The sequence below is a fragment of the Deinococcus betulae genome (assembly GCF_020166395.1).
GTDB classification, from domain to species: Bacteria; Deinococcota; Deinococci; order Deinococcales; family Deinococcaceae; genus Deinococcus; species Deinococcus betulae.
Genome location: NZ_JAIQXU010000003.1, coordinates 205,113 through 224,248 on the forward strand (window position 1 = coordinate 205,113; position 19,136 = coordinate 224,248).

The following is a 19,136-nucleotide window of genomic DNA, read 5'->3' on the forward strand; positions in this document are numbered from 1 at the left end:
ACAGAACAGGAAGAGGGGGCCGCAGCCAGGTGTGCTGCGGCCCCCTTCCTTTGTCTTTACTCCACCGTCACGCTCTTGGCGAGGTTCCGGGGCTTGTCCACGTCCTTGCCCAGCGCAGTCGCTGTGAAGTACGCCAGCAGCTGCATGGCCACCGCGTTCACCACTGGGCTCACCATCTCATGCGCGCGCGGCACATAAATCACATCGTCACCGTGGCGAGCGTTTTCGGTATCGCCATCGCTGAGGAACAGGATCACCTTCCCGGCGCGGGCGCGCACCTCCTGCACGTTGCTGATGGTCTTTTCGAGCAGGCGGCTTTCGGTGGCAATCACGGCGACCGGGAGATGCTCGTCAATCAGGGCAATGGGGCCGTGCTTCATCTCGCCGGCCGCGTAGGCTTCGGCGTGGATGTAACTGATTTCCTTCAGTTTCAGGGCGCCCTCGTAGGCGGTGGGGCTGTTCACGCCGCGGCCCAGGAACAGGTAGTCACGGGCCAGGGCGTACTTCTCGGCGACTTCCTTGATGCGCGCCACACGTTCGGGGGCCAGGGCCTCTTCCACCAGACGGGGCAGTTCGCGGGCGGCGTGCAGCAGTTCGGCGCCCTGCTCGGCACTCAGCGTTCCGCGCGCCCGGCCCAGCCACAGCGCCAGCATCACGAACGCGCTGACCATGCTGGTATATGCCTTGGTGCTGGCCACGCCAATTTCGGGGCCCGCGTGGATGTACAGCGTGTCGTCCAGCTCGCGCGTCATGGAGCTGCCCTTGGCGTTGATGACGCCGAGGGTCTTGGCGCCAAACTTCTTGGCCTCGCGCAGGGCTTCTAAGGTGTCAATCGTCTCGCCGCTCTGGCTGACCACAATCGCCAGGGTATTCTCGCTGACCAATGGGTCGCGGTAGCGGTACTCGCTGGCCACGTCCACTTCTACCGGAATGCGCGCCAGCTGCTCGATCAGGTACTCACCCACCAGACCAGCGTAGAAAGCAGTGCCGCAGGCGATGATCGAAATGCGCTTGAACGAACCGGGGTCGAGGTTGATGTCCAGGTTCACCTCGCCGGTCTCGTCGTGCAGGCGGCCAATCAGGGTATTCGTTAGGGCCTGGGGCTGCTCGTAGATTTCCTTGAGCATGTAGGTGTCGTACCCGCCTTTCTCGGCGGCTTCGGCGTCCCATTCAATGTGTTCAATCTGGCGCTGCTGGAGGGTGCCGGCCAGGTCCGTGACCTTAAAGCCGTCGTCACTCAGGACCACCATGTCGCCGTCGTGCAGGAACACCATGTTGCGGGTGTAGGCCAGCAGGGCGGGCACGTCGGACGCCAGGAACATCTCGCCTTCACCTACGCCCATCACCAGCGGGCTGACTGTGCGGGCCGCCACGATCTCGCGGTGGTCCACATGGGTCACCACTATGCCGTAAGCGCCGCGCACCTGCGAGAGGGCCGCGCGCACCGCCTCTTCCAGATTGCCGCTGTACGCCTCTTCAATCAGGTGGGCCAGCACTTCGCTGTCGGTCTCGCTCTTGAACTCGTGGCCCCGGCCCATCAGGCCTTCTTTGAGGGTCAGGTAGTTCTCGATGATGCCGTTGTGAATGATGACAATCCGCCCGTCTTCGGTGGCGTGCGGGTGTGCGTTCGTGTCGTTCGGCAGGCCGTGGGTGGCCCAGCGAGTGTGCCCGATGCCCAGCGTGCCCGGCAGCGGCTGGCCTTCCAGCAGCGTGCTGAGGTTGGCGAGTTTGCCCGCCTTCTTCTTCACGTCAATCTGGCCGTCATGGCACACCGCGATGCCCGCGCTGTCGTAGCCGCGGTACTCCAGTTTAGCGAGGCCCGAAATCAGAACCTCTTGCGCCTGCCGGGGGCCGATATATCCAACGATTCCGCACATAGAGCTCCTTCGGAGCGCGCATGGCTTAGGTCAGATGGCTGAAGGCAAAGGGCCTGAGAAGGCCACCCGCCATAAGCCATTGACCATGTGCCAATCGCCTCCCTGGTGCCTGCTGAAGTTGTGCATCGTTCGCGGCTTTATCTCCGTGTCGCCACGGGGCTTATGGCCGCAGATTCACGCCCGTGTGGGCGCCGGGTAGGCCCTGAATGCTGGCCTGGAGGCATCCGCAGAACACTCGCTGACCTCCACCTCGTCTTCCCCGGAAGGGGACCTTGCGCTGCCCTGTTGGTGTGGACCGGACACCAAACGGTCCGCCCGGCAGCATAGCACCCAGGCCAGCACTCAGGTGAGTACGACACTCATGCGGGCGCCGCGCCGTGGGACCCCCAAGACACCCCCACGCCCCCTTCATCCGTCCCGGCCTCCCCTTGCTAGGATAGGAGCGCTTCCGGTGGGCTGTTCTGTACGCCCAGACGGGGCTCTGCACTCCCCACCAAGGTAACGATCATGCCCACGTATCTGTATAAAAATTTGACCACCGGCGAAATCTACGAGTTGCAGCAGAGCATGCGCGACGACGCCTACACCGTCCACCCCGAGACCGGCGCGCCGGTCAAGCGGGTGCTGGCGCGCCCCGGCATTGCCTTCAAGGGCAGCGGGTTTTATGTCACCGATTCGCGCCCCAAGACCGAGGGCAGCGGGGGCGGCGGCGAGTGAAACCTGCGCGCGCCTTCGGCCTGGGGCTGCTGCTGGCCGGCGCGCTGACCGGCGCGTATCTGGTGGGCGGGGTCACGGCGCAGCGCACGCTGGTCACGGCCGACGAAATCAATACAGTCGAGGTGGCGCAAAAGGCTCTGCAGGCCGTGGTGCGCGTGGACAACCGCCTACAGCGCGAGCGGCTTCAGCCCGGTGACTTGCCCACCGAGACAGGCACCGGCTTCTTCTACAAAAAAGACCTGATTGTCACCAATTACCATGTGGTGCAGTATCAGGAATCCATCACGGTGACGCTGTACAACGGGCGGCGCGTGACAGCCAAACTGGAGGGCATTGATCCGGGCATTGACATTGCCATTCTGCGCGTGACAGGCGTTACGGCCCCCGCCACCCTGAGCTTTGGCTCCAGCGCCCGCCTGATTCCGGGGCAGAAGCTGATGACCATCGGCACGCCGCTGCGCATCCCCAATTTTGTGGGCACGGGCGTCTTTAGCGTGGCCGCCAGCGCCCGCGACGTGCCGCGCAACGATGGCCTGGCCGAGGAAGTGGGCCAGTACCTCACCACCACCGCCAGCTTGCAGCAGGGCAACAGCGGCGGGCCGGTGCTGGACTCCCGTGGGCTGGTGGTGGGCGTGGCCGATGCCAACGCCGCCCCCAACGGCCTGGTGCCGGGCGTCATTGGGATTGCCCTGCCGGGCGACCTGGTGCGGCAGAGCCTGGATGACCTTGAGAAGGTGGGGGTGCCCCAGCGCGGCACGCTGGGCGCGGGCCTGGTGGACCTGGAGACCCTGGACCCGGCGCTGCGCCAGCTGGCGGGCCTGAGCAGTTCGGAGGGGGCATTGGTAGATCAGGTACCGGCCGGCAGCGCCGCCGCCCGTGCGGGCCTGCGCGGCAGCCTGCGCAACAACCGCGATCAGCTGCTGGCCCCCCTAGGCGACGTGATTGTGCAGGTCGACGGCCAGCGCGTGCGCGACTCGTTTGACGTGATTCGGCTGGTGGCCGCCAAGCGGCCGGGGCAAACAGTCACGCTGGATGTCTGGCGCAACAAGAAGCGGGTGGCGGTGAAGGTCACGCTGCTTAAACGTACGTTGCAGTAAGCGTGCTGTCGTCAGCTCAGACGGTCTCTAGGGCGCTGAATTTGACCGCCCACCAGCATGTCTAGCCCGAGAGGGTGTGAGGGCCAGCCTCTGCTCTCCTCCACTCGTAACCGGAAGGAGACTGTGAATGCTGTCTCGTTTGGCTCATTTTCTTCTAAGGCGGTGGTCAACCTGCATCTGGTCCAGTCAGAGCGAAACGCTACGCCGAGAAGGGCTGAAGTGACCGTGCCGAAGAGAAATCCAACCCGGTCTTGCGGTGTACCGTCACGATTTATTTTTTGGCCATTCACAGTATGGCCCCGGAGTTCCATGTGAGCCTGCTTCGCCGTCAGCATCTGCTCTCTGCCATCCAGCATGTTCCCATTGCGCTCTTGCTGGGACCCTCCGGATACGGCAAAACAGTCCTCATGGCTCAGGCAGCGGGCGAGTCGCAACAGTTGCCAGTACGACTGGATTTTCGTGAGGTGGAGCATGACCTGCGTTCCCTCATTGAGGATCTAGCTGCGTCCTTAGAAACTTTCGCCCCTGAAGCCGCTCAGGCCATTGAGCAGGCCAATGCAGACCGGCCTCTGCCGGCCAAACGTCTGGCGAGGCTTCTGGAGCACGTCCCACCTTTGCACTTTTTTCTAGATCATGCCGAGCGGTTAACCGAGGAGACCCAGGCCTGGCTGGTAACGCTGATCCGGCATCTCCCGGCGCAGCACCGCCTGATGCTTGCAGCGCGGCACATGTCATCCGCAGAAGTGGCGTCGCTGGTGGCAGCCCAGCGTATTCGCGTATTTGGCCCAGAACAACTGGCGTTCGGCGATGCGGAGGTCCTGGCTCTGGCCCAGACCCATCAATTCGAGAACCTGGCAGCGCTGGAAGCCCAGCACGGCTGGCCAATGGGGGTGGCCCTTACCGTAGCAGGCGCTTACGGCCATTCTGCGGGCGACCTCATTCGGGCTCTGCTCAGCAGCCTGCCACCGACGTTCCAGTTGGCCCTTCCACACCTGGCCCCTTACGACCACTGGACGCCTTATCTGCCAGCGGCCCTGAACCTGCCACTTCCTCCAGACTGGCTGGGCGTTCTCATCAATCAGCGTTTCCCGCTGCAGCAGCAGGGTGGAGGCGTTCAGCCACACGAGCAGGTGCTCACCGTGCTGGACGAACAGTTGCGCTTAAACCGCCTCCAGTGGCAAGACAGCTACCGGAGAGCCGCCGAGGAGGCGCGGGCGCTGGGGCGACCCCTCCAGGCACTGACGTTGCTGCTTCACGCCGAACACACCGACGAGGCGGTCACAATGGCCGAGCAGGTGTTGCCGCCTCTCTTCCGCCAGGGCCTGTTCGTGGCGGTTCGGGACTCTATCAAACGCCTTCCCCAGGCCAGTCTCGCAGCTTCAGCCACGTTGACCGAAATCTATGGTCTTTCCCTTGCAGAAACTGGGCAGATCCTGGCAGGAGCGCCTTACCTTCAACAACTGGGCCAAAACCCCACGACACGCCCAAGTGTGATTAGTTACCTGACGTACATCGCTTTGCTGCAAGCCCGGTTTCAGGAGGGGCAAGCCCTCATAGAAGAAGCCAAAGGGATGTGGCCTCAACTGAAAAACAATCAGAAAATTGCCATCTTGATTAGAGAGGGCGTGATTGCAAGGGAAGCGAATCTCGACAGAGAAAAGGCGCTGGAGAAACATTTGCAAGCACTCCACTTGGCCGAGGAAACCCATGAAGAAGCACTGATCGGCTCCGCGCTGATTGCTCTGAATGTAACGTACCTTCAATTGGCCCGATCTGATGAAGCCTTGGCAGCGGCCCTCCGTGCCTGCGCCATCGCTGAGCGCCGGGGAGAGTTTGGCCACCTCCCCACCCCCTTACTGAATGCCGCTGTGCTTCACGGCACCCGTGATGAACTTGACACGTCAGAAGCTCTGCTCAAACGGGCGCTGCACATCGCCGAGGAGCAGCAAACCCGTACACTGACCAATATTCACTTCATCATGAGCGGTATTCACATCAAAAGGGGGCGACTTGAAGACGCGGCCACTTCTCTGATGAAGGCGGTCACCTACGCCCAACATTCAGGCCGACCAGATATGGAGTTCCTGGCTCAGGCTGTGCTGGGCGAAGTGTTCTATGCCCAGCAACAAAACGCTGAGGGCCACCGTCAGGTGACGCTGACGGAGAGCCTGTTGGACCATTCTCCTCAATTGAGACAGAGTGGGACGATGCTCAATCTGCTGCGGTTTCAGCAGGGTCGGCGTGCCTTCGCTGAACATCACTACGAAGAGGCACTCTCTCTTTTTGACGACTTCCCTACCAATAACGGCGAGATGGCCGAATGGGCGGCCCGTACCCGTTTGTACACCGCCCAGATTCATTTTGAGCAGGGCCGCCTCACTGAAGAGGACGTGTCGGCCTTCATGAGTCTGCACCGACCTCTCCTTTCCCGGCTTTATCTCACCCCCGATCTGCCAGTGGTCCGCCCCGTGCTCCAAGAGGCCGTGCGCCGGGGCTGGTACGCCGACGAACTGGCCGATTATGCCTTTGGGCGCAGTGAAACCCGGCGGCGTGTCTTTGTTCGGACACTGGGCCGACTGGAGCTGACGGTTGACGGCGAACCACTGCCCCTCACAGGTGCCAGCCGAGCCCGAGCCCAAGAACTCCTGGCGCTGATGGCCCTGCTGCCGCCGGCCACATCAGCCGAGTTACAACGCACCCTGATTGGTGAGGAGCGTGGGGACCACCGCAACGCCCTTCAGACCCTGCGGACCAGCCTGGCTCAGGCCACTGGCATAGAACAGCCTGTGGTGCAGGACGAACAGCGGCGCTACACCTTCAGCGGGGAACTGGATGTCCGCACCGATCTGGACGAACTGCGCCGGGCCACGCGGCTGCGCAACCTGATGCTCATCCGGCGTATTCTGGGCGGCGGCACCGACTTTCTCCCAGGGCTGGACCGGCCCTGGGCCGCGGACCTGCGCGACACCGAGGTTCCAGAGGCGCTGCACGCCGCTTACCGCGTTCTGGGCACCGAGGCGCTGGAACGCGGCGCCCTGGCTGAGGCGACAACGCACTTTGAAGCCATGCAGCGCCTCTTTCCAGAAGCCGACACCCTGCGCACCCTGATCGAGTTGTACCGTGGCCTGGGCGACCCTGGCCGTCAGCAGGACTTCGAGCGCGACCTTGCGCGGCTCTGAAGGCCAGGGCCCGGTGACGCGCGGCTGACCTCCTTACTCCTTCTGATCTGAACCCCGTTAGAGCAGGTGACAAGAGGCGCTGGGCGGCGTCGATCAGGGTGGCCTGTGATGAAGAGGAGGCGTGCGGGCCTTGAGCCTCCATCTCCGGCGCTCGCGCCATCCAGACCCGCACCAGCGGCCCAAAAGCTTCCCCTTCCAGAAACCTCACCTGCCAGCCGTACACCCGGAGTGACCGGGCAGCCTGGGCCACTTCACGCACTTCCGCGTAACTCTGGAAAACCACCCACAGGACACCAGCCTGATCCCGGCAGACCGCCGGACGGTCCAGGCAGCGCCAGCCCTGCACAGGGCCCAACTGGGTGCGCGCCTGCCGCAGATGACGCCGCAAAGACTGGTGCTCAGGGGTCTGGGGGTCAGGAGCCGGCGTGAGCCCCAGGGTTGCCAACGCCGCGCGTTCAGCCAAATCAAGCTGATGGTCCAGAGTCAGCACAGGGGCCACCAGATTGGAACAGCAGCGCCAGACATGCCACCCAGAGTAGAACTGGCGGCGTCCTGGCCTCGTCATAAATGCGTCGCCGTTCCGCAGGGGTTCCACAACATTCCACAGGTCGGCGGCTACCTTTGGCGCATCCCGCCCAAGCCTCTCGCTCACCAGGAGCCTGTGCCATGACCCTCACCCTGCCCCCTTCTCAGTCCCCCCACCTGCAGCTGTACATTCAGGCGGCCACCACCGATCACTGGGCCGAGGCCACGGCGCTCCTGGCCCAGGCGTATCAGGCAGCGCCGCCACAGACGCTGTCCAGCGAGGACTGCCGCATCCTGCTCCCGCTGACCGACGCCCTGACCTATCTGGGCCAGCATCTGCCTTGCCTATCGCCGACCCTGGCGCTGCTGCACCGCCTCATCCAGCTCCGCCCAGCAGCCTAAAGAGAACAGCAGGCCTGGAGACCCGTGCGCAGCCTCTAGTCAAAATCCTATCAAAGTGATATCACTTTGATAGGACATCAATCTGGAGGTTGCCTATGAATGAACTGCAGCATGTGCCCACCCCTGCCCCGCAAGGTGGCGTGTCTCCGCGCAGCGGCGTGGCCAGCGTGGAGCGGCCTGCGTTTGGCCTGCCCGGCGTTCCGGTCTTTCTGGCCTGGCTGGTGGCGGTGGTGGGCAACTTCTGGCTGCTGCTCAATGACTTTCCGGGCGCCGCCGCCGCGCTGGCGGTGCTGCTGGTGTTCGTGGTCATCGGATTTTTCATCGTGCAGCCCAATCAGGCGACCAACCTCACTCTGTTCGGACGCTATGTGGGCACCGAACGGCGCAACGGCCTGTACTGGACCAATCCACTCACCGTGCGCCGGAGCGTCAGCCTGCGGATTCGTAACTTCAACAGCGAACGCCTGAAGGTGAACGACGCGGCGGGCAGTCCCATCGAGATTGCCGCCGTGATCGTGTGGCGCGTGGTGGACACGGCGCGGGCCGTGTTCGATGTTGAGGACTACGCACAGTTCGTCGCCATTCAGGCCGAGACCGCCCTGCGCCACCTGGCCAGCCAGTATCCCTACGACGAGTACGAGGACGGCCGCATGAGCCTGCGCGGCAACGCCGATGAAGTTGCCGAGGCGCTGGGTCAGGAGCTGGCCACCCGCCTGCGCCACGCCGGGGTAGAGGTGCTCGAAGCTCGGCTGTCCCACCTGGCCTATTCGCCCGAGATCGCCGGGGCCATGTTGCAGCGTCAGCAGGCCAGCGCCATCATTGCGGCGCGCGCGCAGATCGTGCAGGGGGCCGTGGGAATGGTCGAGATGGCCCTCAAGCAACTGTCCGACCAGGACATCGTGCAGCTGGACGAAGAGCGCAAGGCCCAAATGGTCAGCAACCTGCTGGTGGTCCTGACCAGCGAACGCGGCACGCAGCCGGTGGTGAACGCCGGCAGCCTGTACTGAGGCGCCGTGACCCGCAAGAATTTTCCCCTGCGCATCAGCCCTCAGCTGTACGCCGCGCTGGAACGCTGGGCTGCCGACGACCTGCGCAGCGTCAATGCCCAGATTGAGTACCTGCTGACCCATGCCGCCCGCGACGCAGGCCGCCTGAAGCCCACGCCAGAACCCCTACCAGAGCCCAGTCAAGACTAAAAAAAGCTGCCCCCCACACTGGTTGGGGGGCAGCCTCTTTCAGGCTAAGTGGCCGGGGCCGCTTAGTTCAGGATGCGTTTGAGGTGCAGGTAAATCTCGTACCAGTCTTGCTTGTCGCGCGGGCGCTTGCCACGCAGCTCAATGCGCGACAGTGTGCGCACCCAGTCCGGCGTGATTTGCGGCCCCAGGGTCGGGTCAGCCACCAGGTCGGCCAGACCTTTGGGCAGCGCGCCCTCGGTGGACGCCCCATAAAACTCGACACCTTCCAGAAGGTCGTGCACCGTGATGGTGTACGCGCCCGCGAGAGTCTGGAGGGTTTCCAGGCTGGGGTTGGTGCGGCCACGTTCCAGGTCACTCAGGTAAGGCACGCTGATGCCCGCCGTCTCGGCCACGTCTTTCAGCCGCAGCCCGCGTTCACTGCGGAGTTCGCGGAGTCTTTCATGCAGTTTCATTCTTCACCTCCTCGGCTGCGGCTTGGCCTCACACTGCCCTGCGGGTGCAGGAAGCGCGTGCCGCCTGGGGTCGTCCCCGCCCGGCAGGCAGGTTTGCCTGTGGGCAGAATGGGGCTACCTTGCTTGGAGTGTAACACCGCCCCGCACTACGGTCAATACAGAATGAGGGTTAACCCTTCTTGCCCTTCACGATTTGCCCTGCTAAGATGAGCCCTACAACAGGCCCTCCTCCACGCATTTCTGCTCTGCACCGCACTTTCCCTGACCCTGACCTCGCCGCCCACCGGGCGGGAAGGAGTGCCCCCCTATGCGCGCCCTGGACACTATTGCCGAAAGCATCCGCGTCGGCTACGCCCACCCCACCACGCTGCTGAATACCCTGATTGAGGTCGAGAACGAAGGGGGGCTGGGCGCGGTGCGGCGCATTGAGCGGCAGTTGCACCTTGGCGTGACCGCCCTGCGGGAGCGGCAGCACCCCAACACCGAACTGGCCCAGACCTGGCTCAATTCGGCCCGTGCCTACCTGATTACCCGCGCAGAGCGCCGGCAAGCGGTCTAAGACAAAGCAGAAAAGAGGCCCGGCTGTATATGCCGGGCCTCTTGCTTTGCCGTGCTTGCCGCCTTTTACTTCAGGCCGTAAATGTCCTCGTATTTGCGGTGCAAGTAGGCGACGTAGGGGTCAGCCGTCAGAGGATGGCCGGTGGCCTGCATGGTCAGTTCATCGGGGGTCAGGCTGCGGCCATGTTGATGCACCTGGTCGGCCAGCCACTCACGCAGGGGGCCGTAGTCGGCGCGGTCGGTCGCGGCGGCAATCTCCGGTGAACGCCGTGCTGCTTCCAGCAGCTGCACACTCAGCAGATTGCCCAGCGTATAGGTAGGGAAGTAGCCAATCAGGCCGGCTGACCAGTGAATGTCCTGGAGAACACCACGGGCGTCATCCGGCGGGGTCAGGCCCAGATACTCCTGCATCTTGGCGTTCCAGGCGTCCGGCAGCTCGGCCACCTTGAGGCTGCCTTCCAGGAGGGCCAGTTCAAGCTCAAAACGCAGCATGACGTGAAAGTTGTAGGTCACCTCGTCGGCCTCTACCCGGATCAGGCTGGGGTTGACACGGTTGACCGCACGGTACAGGGTCTCGGCGTCCAGACCCGCTGTGACCTCGGGGGCGGCCGCCTGCAACTGGGGGAAGTACCGCTCCCAGAAGGGTCGGCTGCGGCCCAGCAGGTTCTCAAACATCCGCGACTGGCTCTCGTGAACACCCAGGCTGGTGCCACTGGACACCGGCGTACGGGCCCAGCGCTCGGCCACCCCGCGCTCATACATGGCGTGGCCAGTCTCGTGCCAGGTGCCAAAGCAGCAGGCGGGCCAGTAGTCTTCCACGCGTGTCGTAATGCGGATATCGCTGCGGCTGAATGAGGACTGAAACGGGTGGGCGCTCTCATCCTGACGGGCAAACTGGTCCCGGAGCCCAAAGGCCTCGCCCGCCACCTGCCAGGCGAAGGTTTTCTGCGCGCCGTGTGCGAAAGGCCGGGTCAGCACGCTGTAATCGGCCGCGTCCCCCGCCGCCCGAATGCGGGTGAGCAGCGGCAGCGTGCGGTCACGCAGGTCGGCAAAGACGGCCTTAACGTGCGACGCGCGCATGCCCGGCTCGTAGTCGTCCAGCAGGGCGTCGTAGGGGTGCTCGTCGTAGCCGCTCAGGTCGGCCTGCCGGCGGGCCAGGGTCATCAGGCGGTCCAGATACGGCGCAAAGGCCGCGAAGTCGCTGTTGGCGCGGGCCTCCAGCCAGGCGTGATGGGCCTCGTTCTGAACCCGGGTGCGTTCCTCGACAAAGGCAGTCGGCAGTTTGGTCGCCTTGTCATAGTCCCGGCGGGCCACGCGCACCACAGCGGCCTGCGTATCGTCCTCTGGCTGGGCCGCAGCCAGCAGCTGTCCCGTCTGGTCATCCGCGAGCAGTTCGTGCGCCAGGCCGCTCAGGGTGGTCAGTTGCAGGCCGCGCCCGGCCGCCGCTTCGGGGGGCATAAAAGTCTCCTGCTCCCAGGACAGCAGGCTGGCGGCGGCCTCCAGATCATTAATCTGCCCCAGACGGCGCATCAGGTCGGTCATGGTCATGCGCCCAGCCTACCGCCGCCCAGCACCGCTCCGCCAGACCGCTTAGAGCCGTGCTTGAGGGTCCGGCATCAGGAGCTCTGACGCCCTTCATCTCCTCGCAGCAACAAGTCCGAGATGTACTAGGACGAACGGCGACAAACGACTGTGCAAAGGGGCTCCTCCGAGTTCAACACTTCTCCATCATCAAGTTACCCCTTGTCAGAGAACCCCTCTCGCCCAGCACTCGCCCTGATCTGACCTACTGCCAGCGCTCGTGGCCTTCGCTCGCCTCGTTCAGCAGCAACGGCCGAACCTCGCCCAGCAGATAGAGGCTGCCGCAGACGAGCGCCAGGTCGGCGGTCAGGCCGCGCAGCGCCTCCAGCGCCTCGGCCGGTGACTGGGTCACGGTCACCGGTACACCGGGGAACAGACGCCGCAACCTCTCCGGGTCGGCGGCGCGGGGACTTAAGGCCGCGCGCGTCAGGATGACCTGAGACGCGAGTGGCCGCAGCGCCTCGGCCACGCCGGTCAGGTCCTTGTCCTCGGCAGCACCGAACACCAGTGGCAGCGGCCCCACCCCCAGCGTTCCCAGTGCCTGCACCAGCGCCTGCGCGCCGTCTGGGTTATGGGCGCCGTCCAGCATGACCCGTCCCCCCGCCCAGGGCAGCACCTCCATGCGCCCCGGCCAGCGGGTCTGGGCGGCGCCGCGCTGGATGGCCTCTGCCGGGAGCCCCAGCCTCTGCGCCGCCAGCGCGGCCAGGGCAGCGTTGCGCGCGCCGTGTTCACCCAGCAGCGGCGTGTGCAGGGCGAGCCCGCCCGCCGGACTGTCCAGCTCAAGAGCCGCACCGGCCCAGCCACGCAACTCGGTCTGAAGACGAGCCTCCTGGCCCAGCGCCCACAGGTCGGCGCCCTGGGCACGCAGCAGGGGCAAGAGGTCGGAGGCCACCCCCGTGACTGCGGGCTGCCCCGCCCGCAGAATGCCGGCCTTCTCGGTGGCGATGGCCGTCAGGGACCCGCCCAGCACAGCAGTATGGTCCAGCGCCACATTGGTAATCACACTCAGGACCGGCGAGAGGGCATTGGTGGCGTCCAGTCGCCCGCCCAGGCCCACTTCCATAACCGCCATCTCGACACCGGCCTCGGCAAACAGCAAAACGCCCAGGGCCGTGACGATCTCGAAAAACGAGGCCTCTTCGGCCTCCGCGGCGGGGCGCACGCGGGCCAACGCCGCCGCAACCGTCGGCTCAGACAGCTCCTGACCGTCAACGACAAACCGCTCGGTGAAACGCGTGAGGTGGGGGCTGGTGAACAGTCCTGTGCACTGCCCGCTAGCACTCAACATGGCGGCCAGGGTCGCGGCGGTCGACCCTTTGCCATTGGTTCCTCCCACCAGCACAGTCTGAAGCTGCCTCTGCGGTGACCCCAGGCGTCCCAGGAGTGCTTGGACCCGGCCCAGACCCGGAGTCATGCCAAAGCGTTGTCGTGAAAACAGCCACTCCACGTCTGCCAGCCCACCGGCGCCCAATGTCATCTCCCCAGCATAGAAGAAGGGCCAGGCTGCTGTACCTGGCCCTTCCCATCTCTCTTCAATTCTGAGGGGTGAAGTACGTTTCGAGGGCCGGCACCAGCTGCTTTTTACGGCTGATCCGCGCCCCCAGGTCGGCCACCTGCCCGGACACAGCTGCCCCGAAGACCTCGCGCAGCACCTTGTCCTCAGTGGCACTCAGGACCAGCGTGCGGTTGGTTTCGTTCAGGATGTCCACAACGCTCAGCAACACGCCATTTAGGCGGTCCTCGGCCTTCACGGCGTCCATCGCTGCCAGCAGCTCGGCCTGCCGCCCAAACACGTATCCAGGATTGGTGGTTTCAATGACGCCCAGACCCCACTGCTGCGGCGCCGTGAGCTCTCCGAAGGGAAAGACCTTGTAGTCCATGCGCAGCAGGGTCTCGGCTGGGGTATCGCCCAAGTCGCTTTTGGCGGCGAACATGGCCAGGGCGTAGGCTGTCACGTCCTCAATGCCGGCCACAGGCGCCAGGAACGCCACCGCTTCCTGGTCATCGGCGGTCGTGGTTGGGCTGCGGAAGTGCAGGGTGTCACTCAAGATGGCGCTGAGCATCAGCCGCGCCTCTAGAGGCTCCACAGCCAGTCCGGCTTCCCGAAACAACTTCAGGAGGATGGTCCCAGTCGATCCGACCGGCTCAAACCGCAGGTACGGCGGCTGCGCAGTGCTCAGGTCACCCAGCTTGTGGTGGTCCACCACGCGCGTCACGGTCAGCTCTGACAGGTTTGGCAGCGACTGGGTGCTCTCGTTGTGGTCTACCAGTGCCACCGCCGTGCCTGCGGGCAGGGTCTCCAACAGAGGTGGCGCTTGCACGCCCGCTTCCCGCAGCACAAACGCCGTTTCGAAATTCAGATCACCCAGACGGTACGCCTGGGCTTCCACATCTTGACGTGTGAGCAATCGCGCATACACCAGAGCGGCAGTAATGGCGTCGGTATCAGGGTTAAGGTGACCGAAGACAGCAAGCATATGAGAAGTGTACTGGCTTTGGGAAACAGCGCAGCGCAGATGACATAACGCGGAAAACCCCCGCACACGGCGGGGGCATTCTGGAAAGGAAGTTTAGAAGTTGACCTTGTAGCTGATCTTGAAGACCTGGCCACGGCCGTCGGCGATAGCCGCGCCGGCGCCAGTGGGGGTCACGAGCTGGCCAGCGCTGTTGCGCAGACGCAGGTTGCCCACGCCGTAGCCGAAGGACAGGTCGTAGTAGTTACCTTCCACGTACAGCAGGTCCTGGCTGACGGTCTCATTGTTGTTGTACTGGTCGGTGAAGCGGCCAGCCACAGCGGTGCCAGCATCAATCAGACCGGTGAAGGGGATGTAACCACGGTTCTTGGCCTGGTAGCCGGCGTAGTACACGGCCAGCTTGGTGTTGGGCAGCAGGAAGTCATTGAACTTCACGCCGGCCAGGTAGCGCAGACCCATGGACTGGAAATCAGCGCGGGGACCGATTTGAGCGGGGGGCGTAGTGGTCGAGTTAGGGTCGTTGTAAGGGGTAAAGGTGCCGTAGTCGTAGGTGCGGCTGTAGTAACCAATCTGCCCTTCGAAGCTGGGGCGGAAGATGGTGTTGAGTGGATCAGTCACAATCTTCAGACCTGCGGCAATAGCTGTGCTGTTGGCCACTTGACTGGCAGGAACCCTGGGGTCATTGCGCTCGGCATCGCTGTAGGTATCGTTGCTGAAACCAGCCTTGAGATCCACTTGGGCAACGCCAAGCTTGGCACTGTACAGCGCGTCGCCGTAGAAGAAGCTGTTGCTGTAGGAGCTGCCGAAGTTGCGGTAACGCGAGGCGTAGCCTAGGCGCACGTCCAGGTTCTTCACCAAGGCGGCAGCGTCCTTACCGCTATGAGCCAGTTCCACGCCGTACTCGCTATAGCACACAGGGTCCGTGAAGCTGTTCTGCGAGAAGGTCAGCGCGCGGCCTACACCGTCCACGTCGGTGCTGCGGATGCCGGGGTGCTGGTCACCACAGCCGTCCTGATCTGTCAGCTCGTTGCTGGTCAGGGTGTAGTAGCTGTTGTACAGGCTGTTGCGGAACAGACCGCCGTCGCTCTGGCTCTTGGCGTTGCCCAGACGCAGGTCGCGGTAGTAGGCGCCCAAGGTGATCCCCAGGCCGGGGGTCAGGTCAGCGCGGACATTGTAGCGGACACCAGCACCCTCAACCGTGTTGACGCGGTCATAGGCAGCGCCGCTCTTCAGGTACTCATAGTAGCCACCACGCACGGTCACGAGGTTCAGCAGGTTGACCTTGGCCGTAATACCGCGATCCACAATTGCAGTCAATTCAGTCGCCGTGTTGAGCGGGCTCTTGCCGTAGGCCACCTGGTTATCCCAGTACCCACCCAAGGCGACAGGCCCAAGGGTCGTACCAATCTTGACACCGAAGCCAGTTTGGTTAGCCGCGTAAGGCGCCGTGCTGTACGTGTCGGTAGGGTTGGCTTCCATGATACCAGCTGTCGCGTTGTAGCCCGCGCTGATAGTACGGAAGTTCAGGTTATAGACCTTGGCAATGGTGCCAATGTTGCCTGAGGTCTTCACGTAGAAAGCATTCTCAACGGTAGTGGCCGTAGCAGCCGTGGGTGTGCCCCCCGCCGTAGCGTTAGGCGTGAACGTCGTAGCATTGACGCGGCTCGTGGCGTACTCGCTGTCCAGCTGCCAGCCGCCTACGGTACCGTGCAGATCAGCACCGAAGGTCGTCACATCGTTTGCGAACGTGCTTGCCGTACCAGCAACACCCTCGTTGGCAGTAGTTGCAGGGTTGTCTGCTACGCCAGTGGCGGCGGTACGGGCAGCGGCTGCCGCCGTCCCATTGCCGAAGATGTCGCGGCCTTCCTGCAGATAGTGGATGCCAGCCTTCAGAGTGCCTACGGGAGTGATAGTCGCCCGCACGCCACGGTAGTACAGTCCGTCACTGTTAACGCCGCCGCGGCTGCCATACACCGTCTGAATGGTGGGCTTGAACGCACCAATCACAGGCAGAGTGCTGCCGTCCACGTTTACCAGGAAACCGTCGCCGCGCCCAGCGTAGTCGTTGTCGCCGATGTAGTCAGCGAACTTGAACTTCAGGCTCTTGCCAAAAGTCACGGTGATAGGTGCGTTACCCACGGTGAAGTTGGCAGTGGCGTTGCGGAAGTAGAAGAACAGAGGACGGTAGGTAATGCCCGTGTCGCCATCAGTTACATCAGGGTAGTTGGAGTAGCCTGCGTCATCTGCGGCAGTGCTGGGCAAACCAGCGGTGATGCCGAAAGTCACGTCAACCGTGTTGACATTCAGACCACCAGGGCCGGGGACAAATGCGCCACGGACATCGCTACGGCTGGTGTTGACGGCGCCGCCAGGCGTGTTGAAGGTGATACCAAAGGAGATGGTGGTCTGGCCTTCGTTGTAGACAGCGTTGCCGTCGGTACCCGCATTGCCGGTGCTGCTGAAGCCGTAGAAGTTGGCCTGGTTGTTGATAACCAGCTTGTCGCCGCCGGTCAGGTCAGCCCAGTCCACCGCTGTGTCGTTGGTGTTGGTGTTGTCGTCGGTCCCAGTGCTGAACACGGTGCCGGGGATCAGGCGGTCCAGGTCCATGTTGCGGCTGGCGCGGGCCACGTAGTAGGTGGCAGCCAGGGTGGGCTTGATGGTGAAGGCGTAACGCTCCAGTTGAGCCACGCGGTTGTCCAGGTTCGTGACCTTGGTCTCCACGACGCCCACGCGACCAGCCAGGTTATCGAAGTCGGCGCGGGCCACGAGGTCAGCCTGAGCGGCTTCCACGGCGCTGACGCGGTCCTGCAGGTTCAGGATGTCCTGATTCAGCAGCACGGTCAGGTCGTTTAGGGCAGCAATCGAGCTGGCGTTGTCGTCCACGTCGGCGCGCAGGGTGTCGTACTCATCGGCGCGGGCAGTCAGCTCTTCAATCTGGGCGGCGATGCCAGCCAGAGCTTCGGGGTCGCCACTCGCAGCGGCAATCATCTCGACGCGCTCTTCGAGGCGGGCGAAGTCGTCACGGCTGACGGCATTCTCTTCCAGATCGCTGACGCGCACGCCCAGGGCGGCCAGGTCAGCGGCGAGTTCCTGAATCGCGTTCTGCAGCGCGGTCAGGGTCTCGGGGTCGAGGTCGCTAGGAGCGACGTCGCCAGTGCGCATCTGGTCCAGCAGGCGCGCGATGATGACGGCCGCTTCGTAGCGGGTCAGGTTCTGCGTGCCGCGGAAGGTGCCATCGGGGTAGCCCAGGATGATGCCGGTGCTAACCAGACGGTCAATGGCGTCCTTGGCCCAGTGACCGGCAGGAACGTCGGTCAGTGCGGGCACCTGGGGCGCGCTCGCAGGCGCAGTGGTCTGCGCAGCGGCAACGCCAAAGGACAGCGCAGCGGTGAGAACGAGCAGGCTTTTCTTCATATGAACCCCCAAAAGGTCGTCGCGCATTGGCAGCACGTGGCTGACGGCTCTGAAAACGACGGTGGGGCGAGTTGCCGGGTTTCCTCTCCCAATAGACAATCGCCGCGCTCCGCACTTCCTCCGCGCAACCTGACATTCTTCGCCTGTCGGTTCAGAAAAGTCAGATCAGGCGGATGATACAAGCATGAAAGAGAGGTGGTCAACCCTGAGAGACCCATAAAAGCGTTATTTTAGGCCATTTGGCCTTTTTCTGACGAAGTGATGAAGGGTAACTGACGCCTTCCTGGCTCTTAGAGCACTGCTGAACTTCAGGCATCGTGAGCGTCGAGACTCAAAGCCCTCTGAAACCAAGCGGGAATTTGCCCCTTGAAGTAGCGTTCGGCCCAGCCTGTTGCCCAGCTGTGAAACTCTCCGGCTTCAATCGCGGCTCTTGCCCGCTCGACCAGGCGGTGCAAGTAGCGCAGGTTATGCAAAGACAGCATTCTTGGCCCCAGCATCTCCTCGGCGCGCACCAGATGGGCCAGATACGCGCGGGTGTACTGCCGGCACGCATAGCAGTCGCACTCACTGTCAAGAGGCACCAATTGCTGCCGGGGGGCGCTGGCATTCAGATTCAGTCGCCCGTCGTCCGTCAGCGCGTAGCCAAAGCGGCCCGTCCGGGTGGGGTACACACAATCAAACATGTCTACACCAAGTGCAATGCCGGCCACCAGATCCTCAGGGTGTCCCACACCCATCAGATAACGGGGCTTGTGGGCTGGCAGCCGGTCTGCTGTAAAAGCCACCGCTGGATACATCTCTTCTTTCGGCTCGCCCACGGCCAGGCCACCCAGGGCGAACCCAGGCGTGTCGTGGGGAAGCGTCAGCTCTAAACTCTGCTCACGCAAGTCCTGATGGACGCCTCCCTGAACGATGGCAAACAGGGCCTGATCAGGCCTAGTCTTGGCCTGCAAGCAGCGTGCCAGCCAGCGCTCAGTGCGCTCTAAGCTGCGCTGAATGTAGTCGCGTTCCGCCGGATAGGGCGGGCACTCATCAAAGGCCATGATGATGTCAGCGCCCAGAGCTTCCTGAACGGCCACACTCCGCTCAGGAGTCAGCTGAACGGCACTGCCGTCAATATGGCTTTTAAAGGTAACCCCTTCTTCGGTGATTTTGCGCATGTGGCCCAGGCTCATGACCTGAAAACCGCCGGAATCAGTGAGGAAGGGCCCAGGATAGGCCGTGAAGCCGGGGAGGCCCCCATGTGCCTGGACCAGGGCCTCGCCAGGCCTGAGCATCAGGTGGTAGGTATTTCCCAGAATCATCTGCGACCCAATGTCGAGCAGTTCCTGCGGGCTGATGCCTTTCACCGTGCCCTGGGTTCCAACAGGCATGAACATCGGCGTGGTCACGGCGCCGCGCGGCGTATGGAAATGCGCCACCCGCGCCCGACCGTCGCGCGCCTGAATCTGAAACTCAAACATGCTCGGCATTGTGCCTGATTTGCTCAAGACAGGCGCCCCGCTACCGTCTCGATGTCTGAGATAGCCCAGTATCGTACGCAGGTCCCTGGCTACAAGCAGGATACACGGAGGCGGACGAGGCCGTGTTAACCACCAGCACGCGGGCAGCTCCGTGGTATGTGATTCCAGCGGACCGGAAATGGTTTCGGAACCTGCTGATCA

General features: G+C 63.4%; 14 protein-coding genes and 1 pseudogene. 8 read left to right on the forward strand and 7 right to left on the reverse strand.

The genetic code is table 11. The annotated features are described in order from the left end of the window. Positions 1 to 56: 56 nt before the first annotated feature. Complete coding sequence (glmS, locus tag K7W42_RS04450; RefSeq protein WP_224572626.1) at positions 57 to 1,877, reverse strand: glutamine--fructose-6-phosphate transaminase (isomerizing); 1,821 nt, start codon at positions 1,875 to 1,877, stop codon at positions 57 to 59. 507 nt (positions 1,878 to 2,384) lie between these two features. Between glmS and K7W42_RS04455 the strand changes: the two genes are divergently transcribed. From K7W42_RS04455 to K7W42_RS04480, 6 genes are all read left to right on the forward strand, one after another. Next, positions 2,385 to 2,594 carry an FmdB family zinc ribbon protein gene (locus K7W42_RS04455; RefSeq protein WP_224572627.1) on the forward strand — a complete coding sequence of 70 codons (210 nt, stop codon included), beginning with the start codon at positions 2,385 to 2,387 and terminating at the stop codon, positions 2,592 to 2,594. Then, the gene (locus K7W42_RS04460; protein WP_224572628.1) at positions 2,591 to 3,691 is read left to right on the forward strand and encodes a S1C family serine protease; all 1,101 of its coding nucleotides are present in this window, start codon (positions 2,591 to 2,593) and stop codon (positions 3,689 to 3,691) included. The genes K7W42_RS04455 and K7W42_RS04460 overlap by 4 nt, the downstream gene beginning before the upstream one ends. A 311-nt stretch (positions 3,692 to 4,002) precedes the next feature. Beyond that, positions 4,003 to 6,870, forward strand: coding sequence for an AAA family ATPase (locus tag K7W42_RS04465; protein WP_224572629.1), 2,868 nt, complete (start codon positions 4,003 to 4,005; stop codon positions 6,868 to 6,870). 666 nt (positions 6,871 to 7,536) lie between these two features. Continuing rightward, entirely contained in the window at positions 7,537 to 7,797 is a 261-nt protein-coding gene (locus K7W42_RS04470; RefSeq protein WP_224572630.1) for a hypothetical protein, read from the forward strand. 95 nt (positions 7,798 to 7,892) lie between these two features. Continuing rightward, entirely contained in the window at positions 7,893 to 8,804 is a 912-nt protein-coding gene (locus K7W42_RS04475) for an SPFH domain-containing protein (RefSeq protein WP_157459822.1), read from the forward strand. Positions 8,805 to 8,810: 6 nt separating this feature from the next. Then, positions 8,811 to 8,993: a type II toxin-antitoxin system antitoxin gene (locus K7W42_RS04480; protein WP_224572631.1), complete on the forward strand. Its 183-nt coding sequence runs from the start codon at positions 8,811 to 8,813 to the stop codon at positions 8,991 to 8,993. 62 nt (positions 8,994 to 9,055) lie between these two features. On the opposite strand, the gene K7W42_RS04485 is transcribed toward K7W42_RS04480, so the two are convergent. Next, the gene (locus K7W42_RS04485; RefSeq protein WP_157459824.1) at positions 9,056 to 9,445 is read right to left on the reverse strand and encodes a helix-turn-helix domain-containing protein; all 390 of its coding nucleotides are present in this window, start codon (positions 9,443 to 9,445) and stop codon (positions 9,056 to 9,058) included. Between the two features lie 307 nt (positions 9,446 to 9,752). On the opposite strand from K7W42_RS04485, the gene K7W42_RS04490 reads away from it, so the two are divergent. Beyond that, positions 9,753 to 10,004, forward strand: coding sequence for a hypothetical protein (locus K7W42_RS04490; RefSeq protein ID WP_157459825.1), 252 nt, complete (start codon positions 9,753 to 9,755; stop codon positions 10,002 to 10,004). A gap of 65 nt (positions 10,005 to 10,069) precedes the next feature. Here the strand turns inward: K7W42_RS04490 and K7W42_RS04495 are convergent, their stop codons facing one another. From K7W42_RS04495 to tgt, 5 genes are all read right to left on the reverse strand, one after another. Next, a complete protein-coding gene (locus K7W42_RS04495) occupies positions 10,070 to 11,551 on the reverse strand; it encodes a carboxypeptidase M32 (protein WP_224572632.1) in 1,482 nt (493 codons plus the stop codon). Positions 11,552 to 11,789: 238 nt separating this feature from the next. Continuing rightward, a complete protein-coding gene (locus tag K7W42_RS04500; protein ID WP_224572633.1) occupies positions 11,790 to 13,061 on the reverse strand; it encodes a bifunctional folylpolyglutamate synthase/dihydrofolate synthase in 1,272 nt (423 codons plus the stop codon). Positions 13,062 to 13,116: 55 nt separating this feature from the next. Then, positions 13,117 to 14,061 carry a manganese-dependent inorganic pyrophosphatase gene (locus tag K7W42_RS04505; protein ID WP_224572635.1) on the reverse strand — a complete coding sequence of 315 codons (945 nt, stop codon included), beginning with the start codon at positions 14,059 to 14,061 and terminating at the stop codon, positions 13,117 to 13,119. 93 nt (positions 14,062 to 14,154) lie between these two features. Continuing rightward, the gene (locus K7W42_RS04510; protein ID WP_224572637.1) at positions 14,155 to 17,472 is read right to left on the reverse strand and encodes an S-layer homology domain-containing protein; all 3,318 of its coding nucleotides are present in this window, start codon (positions 17,470 to 17,472) and stop codon (positions 14,155 to 14,157) included. Positions 17,473 to 17,780: 308 nt separating this feature from the next. Further along, the gene (gene tgt, locus K7W42_RS04515) at positions 17,781 to 18,935 is read right to left on the reverse strand and encodes a tRNA guanosine(34) transglycosylase Tgt (protein WP_224572639.1); all 1,155 of its coding nucleotides are present in this window, start codon (positions 18,933 to 18,935) and stop codon (positions 17,781 to 17,783) included. A 101-nt stretch (positions 18,936 to 19,036) separates the two neighbouring features. Between tgt and K7W42_RS04520 the strand changes: the two are divergent. After that, a pseudogene (locus K7W42_RS04520) lies at positions 19,037 to 19,136 on the forward strand (polyphosphate kinase 2 family protein); the annotation flags it as partial.

Bases quoted from the DNA above. Each gene is read 5' to 3' on its own strand.
- glmS (WP_224572626.1), bottom strand. From the start codon at position 1,877: ATGTGCGGAATCGTTGGATATATCGGCCCCCGGCAGGCGCAAGAGGTT.
- K7W42_RS04455 (WP_224572627.1), top strand. From the start codon at position 2,385: ATGCCCACGTATCTGTATAAAAATTTGACCACCGGCGAAATCTACGAG.
- K7W42_RS04470 (WP_224572630.1), top strand. From the start codon at position 7,537: ATGACCCTCACCCTGCCCCCTTCTCAGTCCCCCCACCTGCAGCTGTAC.
- K7W42_RS04475 (WP_157459822.1), top strand. From the start codon at position 7,893: ATGAATGAACTGCAGCATGTGCCCACCCCTGCCCCGCAAGGTGGCGTG.
- K7W42_RS04485 (WP_157459824.1), bottom strand. From the start codon at position 9,445: ATGAAACTGCATGAAAGACTCCGCGAACTCCGCAGTGAACGCGGGCTG.
- K7W42_RS04490 (WP_157459825.1), top strand. From the start codon at position 9,753: ATGCGCGCCCTGGACACTATTGCCGAAAGCATCCGCGTCGGCTACGCC.
- K7W42_RS04495 (WP_224572632.1), bottom strand. From the start codon at position 11,551: ATGACCATGACCGACCTGATGCGCCGTCTGGGGCAGATTAATGATCTG.
- K7W42_RS04500 (WP_224572633.1), bottom strand. From the start codon at position 13,061: ATGACATTGGGCGCCGGTGGGCTGGCAGACGTGGAGTGGCTGTTTTCA.
- K7W42_RS04505 (WP_224572635.1), bottom strand. From the start codon at position 14,061: ATGCTTGCTGTCTTCGGTCACCTTAACCCTGATACCGACGCCATTACT.
- K7W42_RS04510 (WP_224572637.1), bottom strand. From the start codon at position 17,472: ATGAAGAAAAGCCTGCTCGTTCTCACCGCTGCGCTGTCCTTTGGCGTT.
- tgt (WP_224572639.1), bottom strand. From the start codon at position 18,935: ATGTTTGAGTTTCAGATTCAGGCGCGCGACGGTCGGGCGCGGGTGGCG.